This is a genomic window from Bartonella schoenbuchensis R1, assembly GCF_002022685.1.
GTDB lineage: Bacteria > Pseudomonadota > Alphaproteobacteria > Rhizobiales > Rhizobiaceae > Bartonella > Bartonella schoenbuchensis.
In genome coordinates this window covers 116432-141252 of the sequence record NZ_CP019789.1, presented here as the reverse complement: position 1 = coordinate 141252, position 24821 = coordinate 116432, and the positions used below count along the sequence as shown (strand labels likewise).

The following is a 24821-nucleotide window of genomic DNA, read 5'->3' as shown; positions in this document are numbered from 1 at the left end:
ATTATTACCCCATCACAAACTTTGAATAGGTTTCTTGCTGCAATAAAGCTCCATCTTCAATCTCAAAGAACTCTGCTCGTCCTTTTAAGGAATCAAACAAAATACGATCTGTTCCTGTCATAAATGTTTGACTACCTAAATCATCAAGAATATCAAATAAAGCAGCACGCCGACGAGAATCAAGATGAGCAGCCATTTCATCAAGAAGAAGAATAGGTGTCATATTTGACATCATACCTGTTAAACGCGCATGACATAAAACTAAACCTGTCAACAAAGCTTTCTGTTCACCTGTTGAACAAGATGTTGCAGCTATATTTTTATCCGCATAAAAAACCTGTAAATCTGTGCGATGCGGCCCTTCTAATGTTCGCCTAGCAGCACAATCTATCGGGCGATTGCGACGCAATCGGTCTAAAAACTGCTCTTCAACCTCAATTGCTGATGTCGTTCCAAGAGCTTTTTCCAAAAAACCATCAATTTGCAGAAAAGCCCGTGGAAAAGGTGTATAAGATGACGTTTGCTCAGACATATCATTCAAAAGCTGAATAACATCAACCCGTGCAGCTGCAATAGCTGTTGCAAGTTCAGCCATCTGCGCCTCTAAAGCATCAAACCAAGCACAATTTTCATTTCCATCTAAAAACAAACGATTACGCGCGCGCATAGCCTTATCATAATCTGCGATACGCCGGCCATGTAAAGAATCAATAGCCAAAACCATACGATCTAAAAAACGACGTCGATCAAGTGAAGGCCCCATAAAAAGTCCATCCATAGAAGGAGTCAACACACTCACATGACAATAATCTGTCAAACAATCACACGACTCATGCACACCATTGATATGTACTTTTCGACCACTATCACTAGTCTCTAAAGTCGTACCAATATTCACTTCACCATAAAGAGCACATTGGAGACGAGCAAACACAACAAATGCAGCCCCTACACCCTTAGAAAAACTGATATCAGAATAAGCCGCACGCCGTAACCCACGACCAGGAGAAAGAAAAGATAACGCCTCTAAAAGATTAGTTTTACCAGCACCATTATGACCGGTAAAAACTACATGCTGACCTGATAAATGAATATTGAAAGAGCAATAATTGCGATAATGCGTTAATTTCAGCTGCCTCACTGTTACCTTATGTATACGGCTAGCACTGCACTGCAAGACACACTATCCCTAAACACGAATAGGCATCAGCACATAAAGTGCAGCTGCATCATCACTTTCACGAATCAGTGCCGGTGCCCCAGCATCAGCCAACATAAAAACCATTTCATCACTTGTAAGCTGCGCAGCAATATCTAAAAGGTAACGTGAATTAAAGCCTATCTCAAGCGGATCAGATGTGTAATCTGCAACCAATTGATCTTCTGCACTTCCAGAATCAGGGTTATTAACTACAAGCTTTAGCTGCCCATTTTCGATTGTTAATTTTACCGCACGACCACGATCACTTGAAATTGTTGAAACACGATCAACTGCAGCAGAAAAATCCTGCCGGTTGACAGCTAGCTTTTTATCATTGTTCAGAGGAATGACGCGTTGATATTCTGGAAATGTTCCATCAATTAATTTTGATGTCAAAACCACAGACCCAACAGAGAAACGAATCTTTGTTTCTGAGAGTTCTATAGAAACATCACCCTCAGTTTCTTCGGAAAGCAGTTTTTGTAACTCTCCCACAGCTTTACGAGGAATAATAACACCCGGCATATCCTTAATTTCTGAAGGCGCCTCCATATCAACCTGTGCTAAACGATGACCATCAGTTGCAACCAAACGCAACTTCAAAACACCATCATCAACGACATGAAAATAAATACCATTAAGATAATAACGCGTTTCTTCAGTCGAAATAGCAAATTGCGTACAATCAAATAAACGCTTTAAATCTGATGCCGATAAAGAAAAACAACAACTAAACTGACCTGGAAGCGATTCTGGAAAATCTACCTTAGGAAGACATTGAAGTTGAAAATTAGCACAACCAGAAACAACAGACATTGTATTTGCTTGATTGTTATCAACCTTTAGCACAATCTCACTTCCACTGGAAAGCTTACGAACAATGTCATAAAGCAAATGCGCTGGAACAGTTATTGCTCCTTCCTGCTCAACTTTAGCTAAAGAAGACTCTATAACTTCAAGATCAAGATCTGTTGCTTTTAATTGTACACCATCACCACTTGCGTTAATCAATACATTTGACAAAATAGGAATCGTATTACGACGCTCAACCACACGATGAACACGATTAAGAGACTTTAAAAATTGATTGCGGTCAATTGTAATGTGCATAAAAATCCCCGTTGATAATTTATTCATAACTATAGGAATTCGCTCAGCCAAAGCACTCGATTCATTTAAAGAATCATAGTTTAAGTTTATTCAACCTCTACTAAAATGGCAATAGGGCATCATACAAGCAAAAACGACTATTCTCACTGGATCTTTCCAACATATTAACAAATAGAATAAAAAATTATCAATGTTATACAGCCTGTTCTCCAATTAGTCGCTTAAGTAACTCAAGTTCTTTAGCTAAAGTCTGATCATCATAAATCAAATCTTCAATTTTGCGTACAGCATGTAAAACTGTTGTATGATCGCGCCCTCCAAAACGACGCCCAATTTCAGGCAACGAACGAGGCGTCAATACTTTTGCCAAATACATTGCAACTTGCCGTGGCTTAACAACCGTACGTGTCCGGCGATTGGATAATAAATCCTGCTTAGAAACGTTATAATGGCGTGCAACCGTACGCTGAATTTCTTCAATTCGAATACGCTTTGGCTCACCTGAACGTGTCAAATGACCTAATAACTCATCAACACGCTCTAAAGATAAATCAGATTCAAAAGACTGACGGAATAAAAGCTGATTAAACGCTCCTTCAATATCGCGCCCTGACCCTAAAATTGTTTTAGCAATATACTCTAAAATATCATTAGAAATTTCAATTGCACTATCATCTTGGCGCGCCACCTTCAATCGTTGCTGCAGCATTTTTAAGCGCATTTCATAATCTGGCGCTTCAATTTCAAGAGCAACCCCCCTTGAAGACGAGACCGAACCCGAAGATCAAGCGATTCCAATTCCGCTGGTGGACGATCTGCAGCCACGATAACCTGTTTTGCACTATCAAGTAACATGTTGAGTAAATGGCAAAACTCGTGCTGAATCGATTTACCCTGTAAAAATTGCATATCATCAATAATTAAAAGATCAATATCGCGAAGCTGTTCTTTAAAAGAAAGAGCATTATTATCACGAATAGCTGTCGCAAAACGCCACATAAAATATTCAGCAGTCAAATAAATAACCCGTGCTGGCGTCAAACGCTTCAAAGCAGCGGCTGCGATAGCTTGAAGCAAATGCGTTTTCCCCAAACCAACCGATGCATGAATAAAAAGAGGATTAAATCGTAACGCGCTTTTATGCCCCTCTGCAATTGAACGCGCAGCAGCTAAAGCAACACGATTTGAAGCACCCTCAACAAAATTCTCAAAAGTATAACGCGAATCAAGTGGCGAACCAAAGATTCCTGCCTGAGAATTCTTGGCTGAATGCTCCACATAACTCTCAGCTAAAGATGAAGTATTCTGCTCCTCAGGAACTGCAACAACAGAGCTTCCATTTGTTTTGCATACTCCATTTTTTGAAACACGTTTTAAATCACGAACAATAACTTCAACCCGAAGAATCGCTGAATTTTCTTGTTGCCATAAACTGGTTAAAAGAGAACCGTAATGATTATTAATCCATGAACGCAAAAATGCTGTAGGAACAGAAAGTTTTACAAGATTGCGATTATATTCGGAAAGCTTCAAACGACCAAACCAACTGGTATAAGCCTCAACACCAACCCGCACTTTTAATTGCGCCATCACACGTGTAAAAGCAGCTGCACCTTCTTCTTCTAAAATAACTGGATGCTCTCCAAGAGTACTTGTACCACCCATTTCATTTATATTCGTCATTTGATTTATTGCTCTTTCTGTCGACAGGACATCCACCGAAACCCTTTTCAAGGAATTAGCTCTAGAACTCAATTTATCCACCATTTTTTATTCCGATAAAAACTACAATCTTGTCCTGCCAGACAGCTAAATATTTACTTAGCCAAGGCAAGTGCTCCTTTCCCCAAATGAGATAATTCACCCTCCCCTAAGATAGCCTCATTACAACCTGACTAATAAAGATGACCAATAAGATTTATCTTTTTCTGATTGTACGATATGCCCTTCAAGATGACAAAACATATCAATAAAGAAACCAAAAAAACTCACCCGAAAACTCGCTTAAGCTAAAGCACTCTTCACCTAACACACTATAGCATCTAGCTGATGTAAACCTTGTGCATTTTCAATTTCTATTAAAGACCATACAAAACAGAAGAGGTAAAATGCAAGAGGCGAAAATAAAATCAAATGATCATTAAAATCCGTAATAATTTTGTAATCGTAAAAAACAAATAAGAAAGTTCATTGATTCAACTCACTTTTTCTTTACGAAAAATTTACTACTAATGAAAAAATTCATTCATTAAAAAAAAATAAAAAAAGCTTGACAAGAAAAGACTCTATTACAATCCACAAGGCTTGTGGATAACTATCTTAACATTATAAATTTATTCTATTTTTTAACAGTAATAACCGTTCGTATAGCTTTTATAAAAAAAGCATCATGTTTAAAAATAAATAAAAAAGTCAGCACCTGTTCGGTACTGACTTAATTTGACAAATTGTAAAAAATTTAGGCGCTAAAAGCTTTTAAGCGTTTTGCTAAACACGACACTTTTCGTGCAGCAGTATTCTTATGAAAAACCCCTTTAGAAACCGCACGCATAATTTCAGGTTCAAAATTTTTAAATGCTACTTCTGCAGAAGCTTTATCACCGCTAGCTAAAGCATCATTAAATTTACGAATAAAAGTGCGAACGCGTGAACGGCGGGCCTTATTGACCTGCGTGCGTGCTGCGATCTTGCGCACCGCTTTTTTGGCTGAAAGTGTATTCGCCATCGTATCTTTCTCTTTCAACTAATCAGTAAAAATTAACTCGACAAAATATTTTACTGAAATAAACAAGTCTAAGCTCTAAAGCTGTTCATTATTGCTGCTCTTATAACGTAATCTGAAAACAAACGTCAATTAGATTCTCAAAGATGAACCTAAAAATCAGCAAAACACCTCTTTGAGCCCCTACTTAAACACACTGTTAAACAGATAAATTTTATTTAACCTGCCAAATTACGCAAAACATAGTGCAAAATGCCACCATGATGCAAATAATCTAACTCATCCTCAGTATCAACACGACATAATAATGGTACAGTTTTCACCATTCCATCAGAAAAAGTGATTGTAGCTGTAGTCTTCTGACGAGGTTTCAAATTATCGATTCCTTCAATCGTTATTTGTTCATCTCCTTTTAAACCAAGCGATTGCCAACTTGCACCCGCTTCAAATACAAAAGGAACAATACCCATACCAACAAGATTAGACCGATGAATACGCTCAAAAGATTGAGCAATCACTGCTTTTACACCAAGAAGATTAGTACCTTTAGCCGCCCAATCACGAGATGACCCGTTGCCATATTCAATACCAGCAAAAATAACGAGTGGGACTCTTTCTTGCTTATATGTCATTGCTGCATCGTAAATTGTTGTTTCTTCTTTGGATGGATAATGAACTGTATAACCTCCTTCACGACCACTTTCTCCTAACATAAAATTACGAATGCGGATGTTAGCAAAGGTCCCACGCATCATAACTTCATGATTTCCACGACGGGTTCCATACTGATTAAAATCAGCCATTTTAACACCATGATCAGTCAAATATTGCCCCGCAGGCGAATCAACCTTAATAGAACCAGCAGGAGAAATATGATCAGTCGTAATTTTATCACCAAACAAACCTAAAATTCGTGCATTTTTAATATCTTCTAATGCACCAGGAACTTTCAGCATACCGTCGAAATAAGGCGGGTTACGTACATAAGTTGACTGATCATCCCAAGAATAGGTAACACCAGAAGACACTTGAACTTTTTGCCAATTTTCATCTCCCTTAAACACATCTGCATATTTCTCAACAAAAATCTTACGAGTAACATTTTCTTCGATAAATTCTTGTATTTCTTTAGAAGTAGGCCAAATATCTTTTAAGTAAACTGGCTGACCATCCGAACCTCTACCAAGAGGCTCTTGGGTTAGATCTTTGCGTACCGTCCCCATAAGAGCATGCGCTACAACTAACGGTGGTGAAGCTAAATAATTTGCTTGCACATCAGGTGATACACGCCCTTCAAAGTTACGATTACCTGAAAGGACTGCTGAAGTAATTAAACCATTATCGTTTATCGTTTTGGAAATGGCTGGCAGCAAAGGACCAGAGTTCCCGATACATGTCGTGCATCCAAACCCAACTAAGTTAAACCCTAAAGCATCCAAATCTTTCTGAAGACCTGAACTAAGAAGATAAGCTTCAACTACCTGTGAACCAGGCGCAAGAGAAGTTTTAACCCATGGCTTGGTTTTGAGACCTTTTGCCACAGCATTACGTGCCAAAAGGCCAGCAGCAATAAGAACACTTGGATTTGATGTATTCGTACAAGAAGTAATCGCAGCAATCACCACATCTCCATGACCGAGCTCATACTCCTCACCCTCAACCTTATAACGGTCATTTTGCCCAGTAGTTTTCTTATAATCATGGACCAATGCCATCTCAAAACCTTGGCCCACATCTTCCAATGGAACCCGCCCTTCAGGACGTTTAGGGCCAGCCATAGAAGGCACAATGCTTCCCATATCTAATTCAATTACATCACTAAAAACAGGATCAGGTCCTGTTTCATCACGCCACATCCCTTGTGCTTTAGAATAAGCCTCTACCAAAGCAATCCGATTTTCATCGCGCCCTGTCATATTAAGATAGCGTATTGTTTCTTTATCAATTGGGAAAAAACCACAGGTTGCCCCATATTCAGGCGCCATATTCGCAATTGTCGCCCGATCAGCAAGCGTCATATACTCTAAACCAGGACCAAAAAATTCAACAAATTTACCAACAACACCTTTTTGGCGTAAAATTTGTGTTACCCTTAGAACTAAGTCAGTAGCAGTTACACCTTCTTTCAGTTTTCCAGTTAAATGAAAACCAATAACTTCAGGTAATAACATTGAAACTGGCTGCCCCAACATGGCAGCTTCTGCTTCAATACCGCCAACACCCCAACCTAAAACACCCAAACCATTCACCATGGTTGTATGCGAATCAGTTCCCACGCACGTGTCAGGATAAACTGTCTGACAACCATCCCCATCGTTCATCCATACACATTGCGCTAAATATTCTAAATTGACCTGATGACAAATCCCTGTTCTGGGAGGAACAACACGAAAATTTTTAAACGCTTTCTGCCCCCATTTAAGAAAACGATAACGCTCGCCATTGCGCTCATATTCACGCTCAACATTTTTCTTAAATGCCATTGAATTGCCAAAATTATCAACGATAATTGAGTGGTCAATGACGAGGTCAACAGGAATGAGAGGGTTGATTTTTTCAGCGTCTCCTCCTAATTTGACCATAGCATCGCGCATTGCAGCAAGATCAACAATTGCAGGGACGCCAGTAAAATCTTGCATGAGAACGCGTGCGGGGCGATAAGAGATTTCTGCACCAGCGCTGCCTTTATCATTCAGCCAATGAGCAATGTTTAAAATATTTTCTTTTTTAACTGTACGGCCATCTTCAAATCGTAGCAGATTTTCGAGAAGAACCTTCATGGAAAATGGCAAACGAGAAACACCTTTAAGGCCGTTTTTCTCTGCTTCAATCAAGCTATAATAAACGTATTCTTTGCCACCAACATTTAAAGTTTTACGACACTTAAAGCTATCAATTTGAGACATGATTGTTCATCCTTATATTATATATTCACCCATTTTCCGGAATGAACAACACAAACTACAAATATAAATGCAGCTTGAATACGAATGCAGTCACTTCCGCTATCCATTCCCCGCTTTCTTCGGTCAATTCGCAAGCTCGATCTTAAAATCCATTCTACATCGACAACTGATAGAACATACACCTTATAAAACTATTCCTAGAACTATTCTAGATACAATTACATAAAAAACGTGTTTTTTATTTTACAATGTAATAAAAGCTATAGAAATAATAAGAATAACAGGCAATCACATGGTGTTATTAGGTAAAAATCTAGCAGCACGTAGAAATGAAGAAATTTTATTTCAAGGTCTTTCTTTTTGTCTACTCCCACAACAGCTCATGACAATTACAGGCCCAAATGGCATCGGAAAATCGACATTGTTGCGAATCATTGTCGGCCTTCTTGAAGCTGCTGAAGGCCATGTCATTTTTAAAGAACATACACAGACATATCCTTTAGCTAGTGTATGTCATTATCTCAGTATTCAAAATGCTATGAAATCCTTCTTATCAGTCATTGATAATTTGCAATTTTGGGCAGCATTTTACGGTCAATATCTGCGTACGCCCCATGAAGCCCTTGCTGATGTTGGTCTTTCTGATCTTGGGCACCTACCTTTTCGCGTTTTATCAACTGGGCAAAAAGACGCGTAGCTATTGCTCGTCTTTTGCTATCTTATCGTCCTGTTTGGATTCTAGATGAACCAACATCTGGCGTTGATAGCCATACCCAAAACATTTTCGCAAATCTTTTTCAAAATCATCTCAACCAAGGCGGCATGATTATTGCTGCAACCCATACACCCCTTGGTCTTCCAGAAAACTATACGATTGCCCTAGAGCATTTTCTACCCTTATAAAGAGAAAGTATAAATGAAAGCATTATTCTGGCGAGATCTTAAATTAACCTTAGAACCACAAGTTTCTTCACTAACAGAGCTCTTATTTTTTATTGCTGTTATTATGATCATTCCTTTTGCCATCGGGCCAGATCCAGATATTCTCGCACGAATAGGTCCAGGTATATTATGGCTTGGTGCTCTTCTAGCTAGCCTACTTAACCTTAATAAACTGTTTCAAATTGATCATGATGATGGCAATCTTGATCAACTTATCCTTGCCGCTCACAGACAAAGCTTAACACTTATTGTTTTTACCAAATGCCTTGCCCATTGGGCAGGCACTATGCTGCCTCTTATTCTTGCTACCCCTATTTTAGCATTTATGCTCCATTTAGATGCTAAAACAACTTTCGCAACGATGCTCACCCTTTTATGTGGAACACCTGCTATCATTTTTATTGGTGCCATTGGTGCAGCATTGGCAATATCATTGCCGCACAGTACTATCCTCACTTTCATTATTATTCTGCCATGGACAATTCCAATCATGATTTTTGGTGTTGCAGCTTCTACAGCCCCAATAATACCAAACATCTTCTTTACTGCCTTGGCTTTTCTTATTGCTTTCTCACTTTTTTTGAGTGTCTTTAGCTCTTTTGTCGCAGCTATAACACTGAAATATTTATATTAGAATAATAAAAGATAATTGCTGCAAAACTAAAGTTTGCTTATTATAAACTTATGAATGAATTACCACGTCAAAAAAAAACGAAGCTTTTCCTCATAAATTCAACTCGTTTTATGGAAATTAGCAGTACTGTTTTGCCTTGGTTAACCAGCGCAACAGTGCTTTTTTTTATCTTAGGATTAGCTCTTGTTATACATTCTCCCGATGACTATCAACAAGGTATTACTGTTAGGATTATGTATATTCATGTGCCTTTTGCATGGCTATCTACAATTTGCTACATTATGATGAGTGCCGCTGCACTAAGCAGCCTGATTTGGAATAATTGCCTTGCTGATATAGCACTCAAATGTAGTGCTCCCATTGGAGCAATCTTTACAGCTTTAGCCTTAATGACAGGAGCCCTTTGGGGACGCCCCACATGGGGAACATGGTGGGTATGGGATGCTAGATTAACATCAGTTTTAATCTTATTTTTTATTTATCTTGCTATTATCACGCTCGCTCGTGCTTTTGATAACCAAGTAAAAGCTGCACGTGCTACAGCGATTTTAACACTGGTTGGATTAGTCAACATCCCCATTATTAAATTTTCCGTCAATTGGTGGAATACGCTTCATCAATCAGCATCACTTTTACGTTCAGGTGGCACAACAATTGATGGCCCCATGCTATGGCCACTTATAACTATGATGTTTTGCTTTATTCTTCTATTTATCTTATTAAACTTAATGGCCATGCAAAATGAAATTACTCGTCGTCATATTCAAGCACTCCAAACTAAAATAACCCGTCGTACTTAACATTAAAACTTCTTTACCATACCTAACTCAAATAATATGCAAAACAAACTTTTAGCAAATTTTTCTCAGCGCATTGATTTTCTCCTTGGCACTCTTCACCATGAACAAACTGTCATTTTAAGTTACATGCTTTCTGCAATTACTCTGCTTTGTTTTATTGGGCATATTCTCCGTAAAGGAGCCCATCAAAGAAAAATCTTGCAACAACTACAAGCAAAAGAGCTTATTTTGGAAGAAAAATGCGATGAAAACAACTCCATCCAAATGTAAAAAAAGTATATCTTTATCTATTTTATTTGGCCTGCTTGCGCCATTTTTGCTCTTTCTTCTTTTAATCTTACTGCTCTTTAGCTCTATAAAAAACAAACACTCTAACGATCTTTCCCTCACCCCAAATATATTAATTGGAAAACAAGCTCCTAAAACTAACCTTCCCTTGTTAAACAAAGACGATTATTTAAATTCAGAACAGTTTAAAGGACGCATAACATTAATTAACTTTTGGGGATCCTGGTGCCCACCTTGCCGTGAAGAACATCCCGTCCTTATGAAAATCGCAAAAGATCATCGTTTTGATCTTATCGGAATTAATTTTAAAGATAACAAAGAAAATGCCAAACGTTTTTTAACTCATTTTGGCAATCCTTTTAAACTTATCGGTTTTGATGTTTCAAACCATACAGCCATTAACTGGGGCGTATATGGACCACCGGAAACCTTTGTTCTGGATAAAGAAAACATCATCATTGCCAGACATATTGGCCCTTTAACATGGCAAATTTATCAAAAAGAAATTCTGCCAAAAATAGAAAAAGCTATAGCTGTCAAAGGATCTTCTAACGATAAATGATTTATTTCACCCAAATAAACAATTTTACTCTTTCGGTGCTTTATTAAGAAATAAAACAAACAAGCAATATTTTTGATTTAAATCATTTCTATATTAGAGTGGACATTTCAGCTTTCTTACGAAACCTTAAAATTAGTTTGTACACACCGTATTAGTTTAGCTTTACTCTCTTGATGTGCACTTTTTATACAAGCACAGACTTTATCTTTCAAATCACTATAACTTGGTTAACACCACAGTCCACTCAGTATTACTCATTCTACCCTATGAACCGTAATCTCAAACAATTCAACCAATCATGTTAATATGCAATAATGGACTTTATTGCTGTAATATCAACAATAGCCTCAATTAACATATACAGTTAACAACTAACAAAAAACACCTCTATGAATAAGAAGCAATAAAACTGCTTAACAACTAATAATAATTAAATACGCACAGTTAGTATTTTGATATAGCCACCAAGACTTGCTTGAACTTCCTATTACTTTCGTTTTAGGAGAATTTCTTATCATAAAAGTGCATCAAAAAATGAAAAAGTAAATATCAAGCACACCAGTTGAATGATACAATTTAGCCTTAAGAATCAAGAAATACCTACAGATAACAAAACATCCGCGGAATAATGAAACTTTGTCTAAATTTTGTAATGATTTATACACACACCAATGCGTATTATCATTCGAACGAACAACCACGAAAAGTGAAATTTGAACCCTCAAGATTCCAATAAAAATTTCACATCCATTTAAATATATATCTTCACAAAAGATCTCTTTTATAAGATCCAGATTTAAAAATAATTTTTTACTTTTTTAACTAAAATTCACTTATAAAATATAAATTCTAATATAGGATAATACCTTTAATTATATTCTTACTCGCCGTTTTTCTGATATTGGTTGAAACGCTATTTTGGCATGAAAAGCGCAATAAGGGTTGCCTTCACCAGAATCAGCGCCACAAAAATGAAAATCTGATGACAAAGGATCTCCCACTGGCCATCTACATGTATTTTCACTCAGTTGCAAAAGATTAAGATGACGTGAAATAGGAACAACCACTTTTGATTGCTCTAAAACATCAACTGCTTCCACATCCTCAGCTATAAAATCCATTTTCAAAGCTGTAGCTCCAACACTGCAAGAAATAGCATTTTCTGGAACTACAGAAGATGCAGCACGGCGCATTCGTGGTATTGATGAACCAACACCTGTTGATGTTTTTTGTACACGCGATATCACAGGTGTTGTTTTACCACGCCCTGGTAATTTTAGCCGATGCACTTTACCGATCACTGCATTTCTGCTAACCCCACCTAGTTGAGCTGCGATCTGACTTGCACTTAGACCCTCACTCCAAAACTTCTTAAGAAGTTCAACGCGTTCACATGTCCAGCTCATACAAGAACTCCTTTCTGATTATATCATTGAAATGCATTTTTATCGCATTTTCAAATGTCTTAACTTTTTTTTATATTTTAAAATCAAGCGCAAAAAGATCTCTTTTGATCCGTAGATTTACAAACGTAAATACAATTTCGTTTGCTTATTTAGACTATAATATGCACTGACTCTATGACAAGAGCCTTTACCTTCTGAAATGTCTTTTTAAAAAGTTTTCCCCAACTTGCGAATCAATCATAGATAAAATTCTTTCTTTTTCTCCAACCTTTTCATGTAAACATACCTTTTAGAAACCTTAATTGACTTTTTATAAATTGGCGCGATAGTTTATCAATAATTTTGAAGTACCGATTACATTGCATTGATAAGCGTAGCAGTATTTTGTTCATCAGATTGCGGTGCTTAAGAAATAAAGGAAATAATGATGGAAAGCACCTCTACACAATCACTTTATAATAATTATGCTCGACGTAATTTGTGTTTTAAACAAGGCAATGGTGCATGGCTTATTTCCGACAAAGGAGAGCGTTATCTTGATTTTACATCTGGCGTTGCTGTCAATGTTTTAGGATATGCTCACCCAAAACTAATTGATGCTCTTAAAATAGAGGCTGAAAAACTTTGGCATATTTCCAATCTTTTTCAATCACCTGAACAAGAAACACTTGCTACACGTCTTTGTGCAAATAGCTTTGCTGACAAAGTTTTTTTCTGTAACTCTGGTGCAGAAGCATTAGAGTGCGCATTTAAAACTGCACGACATTATCACTACGCAAATGGTCAACCAGAACGTTTTGAAATTATTACTTTTGAAGATGCATTTCATGGCCGTACACTTGCAACGCTTGCTGCTAGTGGACAAAAAAATATCTTGAAGGTTTTGGCCCTAAAGTAAGTGGTTTTATTCAAGTTCCCTTTGGGGATGAAAAAGCTTTACGTAGTGCCATTAATAAAAATACTGCAGCCATCCTTATTGAGCCCATTCAAGGAGAAGGGGGGCTTCGAGCAGTACCTCTTGAAACTCTAAAGCTTTTACGCAAACTATGTGATGAAAATGGCCTGTTATTAATTTTAGACGAAGTTCAAACTGGTATTGGACGAACAGGTAAACTTTTCGCTTATGAATGGAGTGATATTATACCTGATATTCTCACTCTAGCAAAAGGGCTGGGTGGGGGCTTTCCATTAGGGGCTTGCCTTGCAACAGATAAAGCTGCAAAAAGCATGACACCGGGAACCCATGGTTCAACTTTTGGAGGCAATCTTCTTGGTATGGCTGTTTGCAATAGTGTTCTTGATGTTGTGTCAGAACCTGGTTTTCTTAACCATGTGCAACACGTAGCTCATCAGCTAAAACAAGGGCTTTTAACTATTCTTGAAACTTATCCTGATGTTATTTGCTCAGTTCAAGGAAAAGGCCTTATGATAGGTGTCCAGTGTATCGTCCCCCAAAATGATGTCATCACTGCATTGGAAAATGAATATATTTTAAGTGTTGGTGCCGGCAACAATTTTGTGCGTTTCTTACCTCCTCTCATCATAACTGAAGAAGAAATACGTGAAGGTCTGCACCGTATTGAAAAAGCAATTGCTCACCTTTCAAATTCATAAAAAAATAAATGTAATCTCATGATAAATGCTCTTTGCTATTTTTTTGACTTATCCATTTTAACCCCACAAACAGCACGCATTATCATCGATTATGCCGCAATCCTTAAAACAACTTTCAAAGCAGGGCAAAATTCAAAACCCTTTATTAGTAAAACATTAGCAATGATTTTTAAAAACCGTCCGTCCACACGCACTCGCATTTTATTTGATATCGGCATGCGATAGCTTAGTGGAGAAACGCTTATGTTAACTGGTTCACAGATGCAACTCAGTCACAGCAAAATCATTGCTGATACAGCACGAATATTATCGCGTTTTGTAGACATCATTACACTAAGGACTACAATACACCATCGAATGCTCAAATTAGCACAACGTGTCCAAATTCCTGTCATTAATGTCCTTACAGATGATACGCATCCTTGCCAAATTCTAGTAGATATTCTTACTTATGAAGAGCATCGTGGACCAATTTTTAGCAAAATATTTGCTTGGATGGGAAAGAGTAATAATGTTCTTCATTCCTTAATCGAAGCGACAGCTCTTTTTAACTTTCATCTACGCATTGTCATACCCAAAAGCAGCAAACCACAAACAAAACATGTTGAATGGTCACGTAAACGGGGTGCTCATATTACACTTACTAATGATCCCCAAAAAGCTGCAGAAAATGCTGATTGTATTATTACCGATACATGGGTTTCCATGGGGCAAGAATTTCGTGTCCGCAATCATTCTATTTTTCAGCCCTATCAAGTCAATGAAGCTTTAATGAAATTAGCAAAACCCAATGCTCTTTTTATGCATTGTCTTCCTGCTCATCGTGGCGAAGAAGTCGTAGATACTGTAATTGATGGACCACATTCTGTCGTTTTTGATGAAGCTGAAAATCGTTTTCATACCCAAAAAGCGATTTTTGCTTGGTGTTTACATGACGCATTTTTCTCTACACAATAACTTACTCAAAATCATAAAAAGTCAAAGACATGAACACTGAAAGCAAAAAAACCAATAACGAAACTTATTCTAATGACGTCTTCTTGAATGGAGATGATACTGTTATTCCCTTTCAAGTTGAAGGACTTGATGTGCGTGGACGTATTGTACAACTTGGAGAAGCTGTAAACTCTATTCTTACAAGCCATCAATATCCTGAACCTGTCTCTTATCTTTTGGCAGAAGCTTTGGTTTTAACCGTTCTGCTTGGAACATCACTCAAAATTAAAGGGAAATTTATCTTACAAACTCACTCTAATGGACCAGTAAATATGCTGGTATGTGACTTTACTACTCCCTCTCAGCTGCGTGGTTACGCTCGCTTTGATGAAAAAAGTTTAAAACAAGCAATAACCAATGGTCAAACATCTTCAAAAATGCTGCTTGGCAAAGGAACCTTAGCATTTACCATCGATCAAGGTTCCCATACGAAACGCTATCAAGGAATTGTCGCATTAGATGGATCAAATTTACAAGAGGTTGCCTGTACTTATTTTGATCAATCAGAACAAATCTCCACAGATATCCGTTTGGCAGTCGCCATGTTAATCAATCATGATCACCAAGGAAAATTAACAAAAACCTGGCGAGCAGGGGGTATTTTAACCCAACTTTTGCCTCAAGCATCACCCTATCATAAAACGCATATAACACATAAACAAGTAAAAGAAACCAAAACTCATGCCCAACTTAAAGATCAATGGCAAGAAGTTAAAGTACTCACTAAAACCATTGAAAATGAAGAGCTTACAGACCCTCAAGTTGGTCCTAAACGGCTACTGTTCCGTCTTTTTCATGAACAAGGCGTTACAGTTTTTAAAGCCTCTTCTATTGTGGCTCAATGTTCTTGCTCACGCAAAAAAATTAAAATGATATTAGATAAATTTTCTACTGAAGAACGTGCTCAAACAGTCGAAAACCAACAAATTTCAGTCACATGTGAATTTTGTTCAACAGTCTATTATTTCAAACCACAAGAATTTTCTGAAACAGAACACGAATGATCTCTACTTATAACAAAGAAGAGTTGTTTCTTCTTAATTCAACAATAAACATGATTTGCACAATTTCACTAAACACAGCATCATAACTATTTCCCCTTATGTAAACTGCGTAACCGGATATAAAGTGCGCCATTTCCACCATGCTGACGAGAAGCTTTCTCAAAAGCATGAATATAATACCGAAAAATTGGTGTTGATAACCAATAAGGAACATACTGACATAGAACGCCATTACTTCCATGTGATTGGCCTTTTCCTGTAATCACTAGAACATAGCGTAATCCACGCTGTTGAGATGATTGTAGAAATTTTTTCAAGAAAAAATAGGCTTCATCCTGTATAAAACCATGAAGATCAATACATGCTTCTATAGGATAGTGACCCTTTGCAATTTTACGATGTGTTGCACGATCGAAAAAATATATTTTTTCTGTTTGTTCTATCATCCCTCTACTGTTTTTAACCATCGTTAATTGTTTTTGATTTTGTTGAGAAAATGAAAGAACATGTTCTTCTTGCAGTTTTTTATGTTTGGTATTTTGAATATCTTCTCTCATAAAAGGAGAGCTTCTATCATGAAGCGGTATCGTAGTACGACAAACTTTCTCCCACAAAAGGCTATCTTCTAACACCAATAACTTATGCCCCTCCTCCTCTTGACCTCTAGCCATTTTGACCCTGCAATTTTCTTGAATTTAATTAAAAAAACTCAAATAAACGAACAATCGTTTTAATCTCCATCTTCTGTTGCAAAAAGTTTCCAATTTGGATCTTGTGATAAACTGTTGCGAACAAAGGTCCAAACATCTTTAATTTCTACAATAGCTTCAGGATCACCATCTATACATTCGTTTTGCTTATTATAAGTTACAGAAATAATTTCACTCACAATACGCACAGTTAAAAACTCTTCATTTTTTTGCATTTCTGCTGCAACAAATTCAACTTTATTAATCCCGACAAAAGTAAATTCGACTTTCTCTTCTCTCTTTTCGCGCCGCTCAATAGCTGCACAAAAACTTTCAAAAACATCTTGAGAAAGCAACTTTTTAAGCTGATCACGATCACCTTGTGCAAAAGCTGTCATAATCATCTCATAAGCAATTTGAACACCATTGACAAAAAATTGAGGAGAAAAATTAGAATCAGCCTGACAGATAGCCCGCAAACCATCATTCAATGCGCTTCCTTCTGGTGCAATTGCATCAATTTCGCTAAAATCTTTCTTTCGTGCGTTAGCCTGATGAGGGAACGAAAGACTATGATCGACTGTTTCTGTTTCAATCTGCTTTTTAGAACAACCAGAATAAGGATCAAAGGGAGGTCTTTCAAAACCAGTCCGCTTTCCTAATACATTACGTAGTTGCATAAAAACAACAACCATAATAACAAGAGCTATTACAAGTACAACGTCAAATTCCATGGGTGCTGTCAATCTCCAAACTTAAAGTGATCTGTAATAAACATTGCAGTTAATATTATTTATCAATAAATATATAAATTAAATAAATCTACCATTCAAATAGTGTTTATGGTCTCTAATTTAAGTTGAAAAGACACTATATATAAATTTTCCTATAAAAAATCTTGAGAAGGGAAGTTTCGTGTGACAAAATTCTATCATATAAAGCCTCGCTTTTTTGTGGTTATTGTCCTTAGCGTTCTTTTTATCGAAATTGCCAGTTTTATTGTTGTTGGGAATGAAATCGGAATTTTAGCAACTTTAAGTTTAATCCTTTTAACAATGATAATTGGAAGTATTTTATTACGTATTCAGGGTATTAGCCTTTTAAAAAATATACAAAGAGAACTTATCCAAGGGACTATGTCAGAATATTATATAGCTGATGATGTCCTCATTATTATTGGAGCGATTTTACTTATTTTTCCTGGTTTTGTAAGCGATATTTTAGGAATATCACTCCTTATAAAACCTATACGTACCTTTATCCGTTTCCTCTTTTTATCATTAAAAAATAAAATTAATGCTAAAACCAGTGCCAAGACTCAAAATAAATCTGAAAAAATAATTGAGCTTAACGCAGAAGATTATCAAAGCTACAATATCAAAGAATCTCCTTGGCGTATAAATGATGATCATTAAAATATAAAAAAGCGACAGAAAACCAAAAAATAACGAAGACAAAAGAACGTTTCTTGTAACCTTGCACAAAGCATGGTAACCACTTTATTTTGAAACCTGAAAAATATATGCATTCCATATGAAAGGTATTTAATATGGCCGAAGGTGAAATAAATAATAAAAATGCAGGGCCAGTTTTTGCTGTATTGACTCAGTACTTAAAAGATTTTTCATTTGAAAATCCAAACGCCCCTCAGTCATTGCGTCCACGAGAAAAAGCACCGCAAATTGATATTAACATAAATGTTGATGCCAACCCAGCTGGCAACGATAATTATGATGTAACCTTATCACTTTCAGTCAAAGCCTTTGATGATTCTGAAATATTATTTCATGTAGAACTAATTTATGGTGGTATTTTCCATATTAAAAATATTCCACAAGAACACGTTATGCCATTGGTCTTTATTGAATGTCCCCGTCTTTTGTTTCCCTTTGCTCGGCAAATTATATCTGATGCTACTCACAATGGTGGTTTTCCGCCCTTGCGCATTGATCCTATCGATTTTGCAGCTTTATTTCAAAAGCGTATTGCTGAAGAACAAAAAAATAACTCAACGCAACCATCTTAAAAATTGTTTCAAAACAGATGCGATCTATTTTTGGTTTTCCAATATTAAAAAGATCTTAAAATTTCAGTTTTTTCTCTCAAACAATTTTTGCTGCATGATAAGCCGCCAGTGTTGCAATATTGACAATATTTGTGTCGTGTCCACTAAACGGCACAATTTGGACAGATTTTTTCAACCCAATTAAAATGGGGCCAATAATGGTTGCTTGGCCAAGCTCTTGTAACATTTTACTTGCAATTGAAGATGAATGATATCCAGGCATGACCAAAATATTAGCAGGTTCTGTTAACTTCATAAAAGGATATTGTTGCATCAATTTCGGATTGAGTGCTACATCGGCACTCATTTCTCCATCAAATTCAAAATCAACCTTACGTTCACACAAAAGATCAACAGCATCTTGAATATGCTGAGTAACCTGCCCTTTCATATACCCAAAGGTAGAGAATGCTAAAAATGCTACCCGTGGCTGATACCCCAGCCCACGAACAAAAGAAGCCGTCTGTTCAGCTATGTCGGCAAGTTCTTCAGCGCTAGGATGTTCATAAATAGCTGTATCAGCAATAAACACAGTTCGTTCACGACAAATAGCCATTGAGATACCAAGCAGCCGTTCTTTTGGTTTTTCATCAATTACCCGGCGTATATCCATTAAAGCTGTTTCATAATTTCGTGTTACCCCTGTAATCATCACATCAGCATGGCCCAATGCTACCATACAAGCGGCAAAATAATTGCGATCATTATTAATGCGGCGATGACAATCTCTCAACAACCAACCTTGACGCTGCATTTTTTTATAAAGATAATCAGCATAAGCATCCGTATAATCGGATAGCTTAGCATTAACAATAGAAATACCCTCACGTTCAAGATCAATTCCAGCAACAACAGCAGTATCTTTAATCTGTTCTTCACGGCCAATTAAAATTGCTTTGCCCAATTTTTGATGAACATAAGAAACTGCTGCACGCATCACTTGTTCTTCTTCGCCTTCTGCAAAAACAATTTGTTTTGGCGCTTGACGAACACGATTGTAAACACCACGCATCATGGATGCAATAGGATCGCGCCTAGCATTTAAATCACGCTCATAAGCCTCTAAATCATCAATATGCTTCCTTGCAACACCACTCTCCATTGCTGCTTTTGCCACTGCAATTGAAACAACTGTAAGTAAACGTGGATCAAATGGAACGGGAATAATATAGTTTTGGCCAAATTTTAGCCGATTGCCATGGTAAGCTTCTGCAACGCTATCTGGCACATCTTCATGCGCTAAACCAGCAATAGCTCTTGCTGCAGCAATCTTCATACTTTCATTAATAACTGTCGCACGCACATCAAGCGCACCACGAAATATATATGGGAAACAAAGAACATTATTAATTTGATTGGGATAATCTGATCGACCTGTTGCTATAATAGCATCATCACGTACTTGCATAACCTCTTCAGGTGTAATTTCGGGATCGGGATTGGCCATAGCAAAAATGATCGGCCGTGGAGCCATTGACTTGACCATTTCACGAGTTAATGCACCTTTAACTGAAACTCCGAAAAATATATCAGCCCCTTCCATTGCTTCGGCAAGAGTACGCTTATCTGTTTTTGTAGCATGAGCAGACTTCCACTGATTCATCCCCTCTTCACGACCTTCATAGACAACGCCTTTAGTGTCACATAATATAATATTTTCAGGACGAAAACCCATTGCTTTGATGAGCTCAATACAAGCAATCCCCGCAGAACCAGCGCCATTGCAAACCAACCGCGTATTCTTCATATCACGCCCAGTTAAATGCAAAGCATTGAGAACACCAGCAGCTACGATAACTGCTGTTCCATGTTGATCATCGTGAAAAACAGGAATGTTCATTATCTCGCGCAAACGGCTTTCGATAATAAAGCAATCAGGCGCCTTAATATCTTCAAGATTAATGCCACCAAAAGATGGCTCCAAATGGCGCACTAGATTGATAAAACTTTCCGTATCGTTTGTGTCAATTTCTAAATCAATCGCATCAATATCTGAAAAACGCTTAAAGAGTACCGCTTTTCCTTCCATCACCGGTTTAGATGCCAGTGCCCCTAAATTCCCTAAACCTAAGATAGCAGTCCCATTTGATATAACAGCAACAAGATTGCCTTTTGCTGTATAATCATAAGCCAGTGCTGAATCGTGAGCGATTTCTTTAACCGGAACAGCCACACCCGGCGAATAAGCAAGTGCTAAATCACGCTGAGTTGCCATAGACTTTGTTGCAACAATTTCAAGCTTTCCTGGCCGACCACGACTATGAAAATCAAGAGCCTCTTGCTCGCTTGCACTATAAGCTTTTTTATGCACTTTTTGACCCTGTTCACTTTTTTCATCTGACTTATTTTTCTCCAAAAACAGTATATATTCTGCTTACTAACAAGTGCAACTACTTGATTTTAAAGTTTGATTCATATGCTAAAAATCGCTATGTTTTCATTAAATAGATAATTTACTATACGTTTCAATTTAGAGATAATGAAGATCTGCATTGAAGTAAATAAAAAAGGGCGTAAAAACCTATATCAAAGGAAATGGGCACGTCAAAATGACAGAAAAGGCTGAATATAAAAATAATTTAATCCCACAGTCTGCAACTGCACATCAAGATCGCCTTACACCCATGATGGAGCAATATATAGAAATCAAGGCAGTCAATAGCGATTCTCTTCTTTTTTATCGTATGGGTGATTTTTATGAATTATTCTTCAATGATGCAATTGAAGCTTCACAAGCTTTAGGAATCACGCTCACAACACGTGGCAAACATTTAGGCGAAGACATTCCCATGTGTGGTGTTCCTGTTCATTCTGCAGATGATTATTTGCAAAAGCTTATCGCTCGTGGTTATCGTGTTGCTGTATGTGAACAAACAGAAGACCCTGCAGAAGCAAAAAAGCGCGGCTCAAAATCCGTTGTTCAGCGTGATGTTGTACGCCTTGTTACACCCGGAACCATAACAGAAGAAAAGCTCCTTGATCCAACGCGCGCAAATTATTTGATGACACTTGCTCGCACCAGAACCAATGACAGAAAAGAATTTGCCCTTGCTTGGATTGATATTTCCACGGGCATATTTCGTGTTACACAAAGTCACCATGAAAAGCTTTTGACAGATATCATGTGCGTAGACCCACAAGAAGTGATCGTAGCCGACTCATTTTTCCATGATCCATCGCAAAAATCGCTCTTTAATGCTCTTGGTCGTATTGTCTCACCTCAACCACTTAGTCTTTTTGATACAATAACCGCTGAACATGATATTTGCAATTATTTTAAACTATCAACTCTTGAAGGCATTGCAGACTATTCACCTGCAGAACTTTCAGCAATCGCAGCCGCCATCCGTTATATTGAAAAAACGCAAATCACTCATCGCCCCCTCTTATGCGACCTGAGCGCCAAAATGAAAGTGCCACCCTTTTTATTGATGCAGCTACTAGACTTAACCTTGAACTTATTCGTACCACATCTGGACAACGCGACGGGAGCTTACTAAAAACTATCGACCGCACTGTCACAGGAGGTGGTTCACGTCTTCTTGCTGAGCGCTTAATTTCCCCGCTTACTACTCCTGAAATTATTGATAAACGTCTTGATTCAATTGCCTTTTTTCTGAGCAATACTTCCCTTGCAAAAGCTATCCGTCTTATTTTGAAAGGGGGGCAGATATGCCGCGTGCAGTTTCACGCTTAGCTCTTGGCCGAGGAGGACCACGTGATATAGCCACAATTCAGCGTGGTTTTGAAATTATTAATGAGCTTAACCAACTTCTGAGCAATGAATTGCCTCCTCAAGAAATAGGTGACGTACGAGAAGTATTCTCACATTTACCCATTGCTTTGCATATTCAATTAGAAAAAGCATTAGCCGATGATCTGCCTCTTCTTAAACGTGATGGTGGTTTTATTCGTTCTAATTATCATCAAGAATTAGATGAAACGCGCAGTTTACGTGACGAATCCCGTCGTATCATTGCTGAACTTCAAGCACAATATGCTCAAGAAACAGATATTAAAACACTCAAGATTAAGCATAATAACATTTTAGGGTATTTCATTGAAGTCACAAGCTTACAAGCTTCAGCTCTCACAGATAACCCGCAATCAAAAGAACGTTTTATCCACCGGCAAACAATGGCAAGCGCTATGCGCTTTACTACAACAGAGCTTGTTGAACTTGAAAGTCGTATTGCTCATGCAGCAAATCACGCAATAACGCTTGAATTAGAAATTTTTGATACACTTGTTAATGAAATTACCGCACACGTTGATTTCATTCGTAAAGCCTCTGAAGCGCTTGCTGTTTTAGATGTATCTGTTGCTTTAGCTCATTTAGCTGAAGAACAAGGATATTGTCGTCCCAAAATTGACGATTCGCTTACCTTTCAGATCACTGGGGGACGTCACCCCGTTGTAGAGCAAGCATTACGAAAACAAGCAACAGAATCATTTGTTGCCAATGATTGCGATCTCTCTGCACAACAAGACCATCAATATGCAGCAATTTGGTTATTAACAGGCCCAAACATGGGAGGAAAATCAACCTTTTTACGGCAAAATGCTCTCATTGCTATTATGGCACAAATGGGCTCCTTTGTTCCAGCTGCTTCAGCTCATATTGGTGTTGTTGACCGTTTATTTAGTCGTGTTGGTGCTTCTGATGATCTTGCACGGGGGCGTTCAACTTTTATGATGGAAATGGTTGAAACAGCAACCATTCTCAATCACGCTAGTAACCGTTCTCTCGTTATTCTTGATGAAATCGGGCGGGGCACATCAACCTTTGATGGCCTTTCAATTGCTTGGGCAGCAGTTGAATATCTTCATGAGGTAAACCACTGTCGTGCCATCCTTGCCACACATTTCCATGAAATGACAGCACTGACTAAAAACTCAATCGTCTTCATAATGTAACAATGAAAGTCAAAAATTGGAATGGTGATGTGGTCTTTCTGCATGAAGTCACTAAAGGAGCTGCTGACCGATCCTATGGTGTACAGGTTGCAAAGCTTGCCGGACTTCCCACAGCAGTTATTGCTCGTGCTACAGATGTTCTACAACAATTAGAAAAAGGTGAAATGAATGGAAAAGGAAACAAATTAATTGATAACTTGCCGCTATTTTCTCCTCAAACAACGTCACCTACAACTGAAGAAACAGATAAATATTATGCAATTAAAGAAGCTTTAAATAATATCCACCCTGATGAATTATCACCTAAGGCTGCGTTAGAAGAGCTCTATCGCCTTAAACAGCTGAATGCACAATGAATTTTCTAATAAACTGTAGAAAGATTTCTTATCATTTACTTAGGCATATTTTTTAAAAAAGCTTTATTTGGATTTAAATCCTTTTGATTTTTCTCCTTTTAGGATTCATAATTTTTTATTTGGAACGTTAAAATCTAACAAGTAAACTTCACTTTTCTGATTTTTCCTTACCAACAACATTAAGTGATTTAATTATCAGTATTATGGTGTATCAGTTCCTTTGGTAAACACTCTTACCTTGTAAGATAACCTTCAAATATACCACTCTATTCATTCCCCATTTATGCTTATAACTCATTGTATTATTATTGCTTTTTTTATGATCAGCATAACTTATAGATAAGTGTAAATTGATTTCATCCCCTAACTACAGATCTTCTTTTGGCGTTTTAGTAGAGCTTATTTATAGTATTGTTTGGGATAACTTTTTGTTCTCTTCATGACGTAGAGAAACTACAGCAATCAAAAATTACATCATTACATTTTTCAATCTCTCTAAGCTTTAATCAAAATAGTTCATAACCCTCCCCTCTACCAATGAGTGACAATCTGAAAAATTAAAGTTTTGGTCAATTTTATTTATCTGCACTAAACTTAAATTTTACTTAA

At 37.4% G+C, this 24821-nt stretch carries 15 protein-coding genes and 5 pseudogenes; 11 read left to right on the top strand and 9 right to left on the bottom strand.

Features of this window, described 5'->3' with window-relative positions; genetic code table 11:
* Nucleotides 1-4 precede the first annotated feature (4 nt).
* From recF to acnA, 5 genes and pseudogenes are all read right to left on the bottom strand, one after another.
* Complete coding sequence (recF, locus tag BscR1v2_RS00525; protein ID WP_078689341.1) at nt 5-1177, bottom strand: DNA replication/repair protein RecF; 1173 nt, start codon at nt 1175-1177, stop codon at nt 5-7.
* A 12-nt stretch (nt 1178-1189) separates the two neighbouring features.
* Complete coding sequence (dnaN, locus tag BscR1v2_RS00520; protein WP_078689340.1) at nt 1190-2311, bottom strand: DNA polymerase III subunit beta; 1122 nt, start codon at nt 2309-2311, stop codon at nt 1190-1192.
* Nucleotides 2312-2504: 193 nt separating this feature from the next.
* Nucleotides 2505-4078: pseudogene (gene dnaA / locus BscR1v2_RS00515) on the bottom strand (chromosomal replication initiator protein DnaA).
* A 691-nt stretch (nt 4079-4769) separates the two neighbouring features.
* Nucleotides 4770-5036, bottom strand: a complete 267-nt coding sequence (rpsT, locus tag BscR1v2_RS00510) for a 30S ribosomal protein S20 (RefSeq protein WP_007476123.1) — start codon at nt 5034-5036, stop codon at nt 4770-4772.
* 215 nt (nt 5037-5251) lie between these two features.
* Nucleotides 5252-7939, bottom strand: a complete 2688-nt coding sequence (acnA, locus tag BscR1v2_RS00505; RefSeq protein ID WP_078689339.1) for an aconitate hydratase AcnA — start codon at nt 7937-7939, stop codon at nt 5252-5254.
* A gap of 292 nt (nt 7940-8231) precedes the next feature.
* Here acnA and ccmA point away from each other — a divergent pair.
* The 5 genes and pseudogenes from ccmA (at nt 8232) to BscR1v2_RS00480 (ending at nt 11165) form a co-directional block, all read left to right on the top strand.
* A pseudogene (gene ccmA, locus BscR1v2_RS00500) lies at nt 8232-8842 on the top strand (heme ABC exporter ATP-binding protein CcmA).
* 13 nt (nt 8843-8855) lie between these two features.
* Nucleotides 8856-9515: a heme exporter protein CcmB gene (gene ccmB / locus BscR1v2_RS00495; RefSeq protein WP_078689338.1), complete on the top strand. Its 660-nt coding sequence runs from the start codon at nt 8856-8858 to the stop codon at nt 9513-9515.
* Between the two features lie 50 nt (nt 9516-9565).
* Nucleotides 9566-10315: a heme ABC transporter permease gene (locus BscR1v2_RS00490; protein WP_078689337.1), complete on the top strand. Its 750-nt coding sequence runs from the start codon at nt 9566-9568 to the stop codon at nt 10313-10315.
* A 36-nt stretch (nt 10316-10351) separates the two neighbouring features.
* The gene (gene ccmD / locus BscR1v2_RS00485) at nt 10352-10585 is read left to right on the top strand and encodes a heme exporter protein CcmD (RefSeq protein ID WP_418214935.1); all 234 of its coding nucleotides are present in this window, start codon (nt 10352-10354) and stop codon (nt 10583-10585) included.
* A complete protein-coding gene (locus tag BscR1v2_RS00480; RefSeq protein ID WP_078689335.1) occupies nt 10560-11165 on the top strand; it encodes a DsbE family thiol:disulfide interchange protein in 606 nt (201 codons plus the stop codon). Before ccmD ends, BscR1v2_RS00480 begins: the two co-directional genes overlap by 26 nt.
* 872 nt (nt 11166-12037) lie before the next feature.
* Here the strand turns inward: BscR1v2_RS00480 and BscR1v2_RS00475 are convergent.
* The gene (locus BscR1v2_RS00475) at nt 12038-12571 is read right to left on the bottom strand and encodes a GcrA family cell cycle regulator (RefSeq protein WP_078689334.1); all 534 of its coding nucleotides are present in this window, start codon (nt 12569-12571) and stop codon (nt 12038-12040) included.
* A 427-nt stretch (nt 12572-12998) separates the two neighbouring features.
* On the opposite strand from BscR1v2_RS00475, the pseudogene BscR1v2_RS00470 reads away from it, so the two are divergent.
* The 3 genes and pseudogenes from BscR1v2_RS00470 to BscR1v2_RS00460 all read left to right on the top strand — a co-directional run bounded on the left by BscR1v2_RS00470 (nt 12999) and on the right by BscR1v2_RS00460 (nt 16185).
* Nucleotides 12999-14185, top strand: a pseudogene (locus BscR1v2_RS00470) (acetylornithine transaminase).
* An 18-nt stretch (nt 14186-14203) separates the two neighbouring features.
* Nucleotides 14204-15142: pseudogene (argF, locus tag BscR1v2_RS00465) on the top strand (ornithine carbamoyltransferase).
* 29 nt (nt 15143-15171) lie between these two features.
* Nucleotides 15172-16185: an Hsp33 family molecular chaperone gene (locus tag BscR1v2_RS00460; RefSeq protein ID WP_078689333.1), complete on the top strand. Its 1014-nt coding sequence runs from the start codon at nt 15172-15174 to the stop codon at nt 16183-16185.
* Nucleotides 16186-16271: 86 nt separating this feature from the next.
* Here BscR1v2_RS00460 and BscR1v2_RS00455 read toward each other — a convergent pair whose 3' ends face one another.
* Together BscR1v2_RS00455 and BscR1v2_RS00450 are read right to left on the bottom strand one after the other, a co-directional pair.
* On the bottom strand, nt 16272-16856 hold the full coding sequence (locus tag BscR1v2_RS00455) for a Smr/MutS family protein (protein ID WP_078689332.1): 585 nt from the start codon (nt 16854-16856) through the stop codon (nt 16272-16274).
* 59 nt (nt 16857-16915) lie between these two features.
* Nucleotides 16916-17608 carry a Tim44/TimA family putative adaptor protein gene (locus tag BscR1v2_RS00450; protein WP_078689331.1) on the bottom strand — a complete coding sequence of 231 codons (693 nt, stop codon included), beginning with the start codon at nt 17606-17608 and terminating at the stop codon, nt 16916-16918.
* A gap of 183 nt (nt 17609-17791) precedes the next feature.
* Between BscR1v2_RS00450 and BscR1v2_RS00445 the strand changes: the two genes are divergently transcribed.
* Nucleotides 17792-18289: an FxsA family protein gene (locus tag BscR1v2_RS00445; protein ID WP_078689330.1), complete on the top strand. Its 498-nt coding sequence runs from the start codon at nt 17792-17794 to the stop codon at nt 18287-18289.
* Between the two features lie 134 nt (nt 18290-18423).
* Entirely contained in the window at nt 18424-18900 is a 477-nt protein-coding gene (secB, locus tag BscR1v2_RS00440) for a protein-export chaperone SecB (protein ID WP_078689329.1), read from the top strand.
* A gap of 76 nt (nt 18901-18976) precedes the next feature.
* Here the strand turns inward: secB and BscR1v2_RS00435 are convergent, their stop codons facing one another.
* Nucleotides 18977-21295 carry an NADP-dependent malic enzyme gene (locus BscR1v2_RS00435; RefSeq protein WP_418214934.1) on the bottom strand — a complete coding sequence of 773 codons (2319 nt, stop codon included), beginning with the start codon at nt 21293-21295 and terminating at the stop codon, nt 18977-18979.
* A 193-nt stretch (nt 21296-21488) separates the two neighbouring features.
* Between BscR1v2_RS00435 and mutS the strand changes: the two are divergent.
* A pseudogene (gene mutS, locus BscR1v2_RS00430) lies at nt 21489-24212 on the top strand (DNA mismatch repair protein MutS).
* Nucleotides 24213-24821 lie beyond the last annotated feature (609 nt).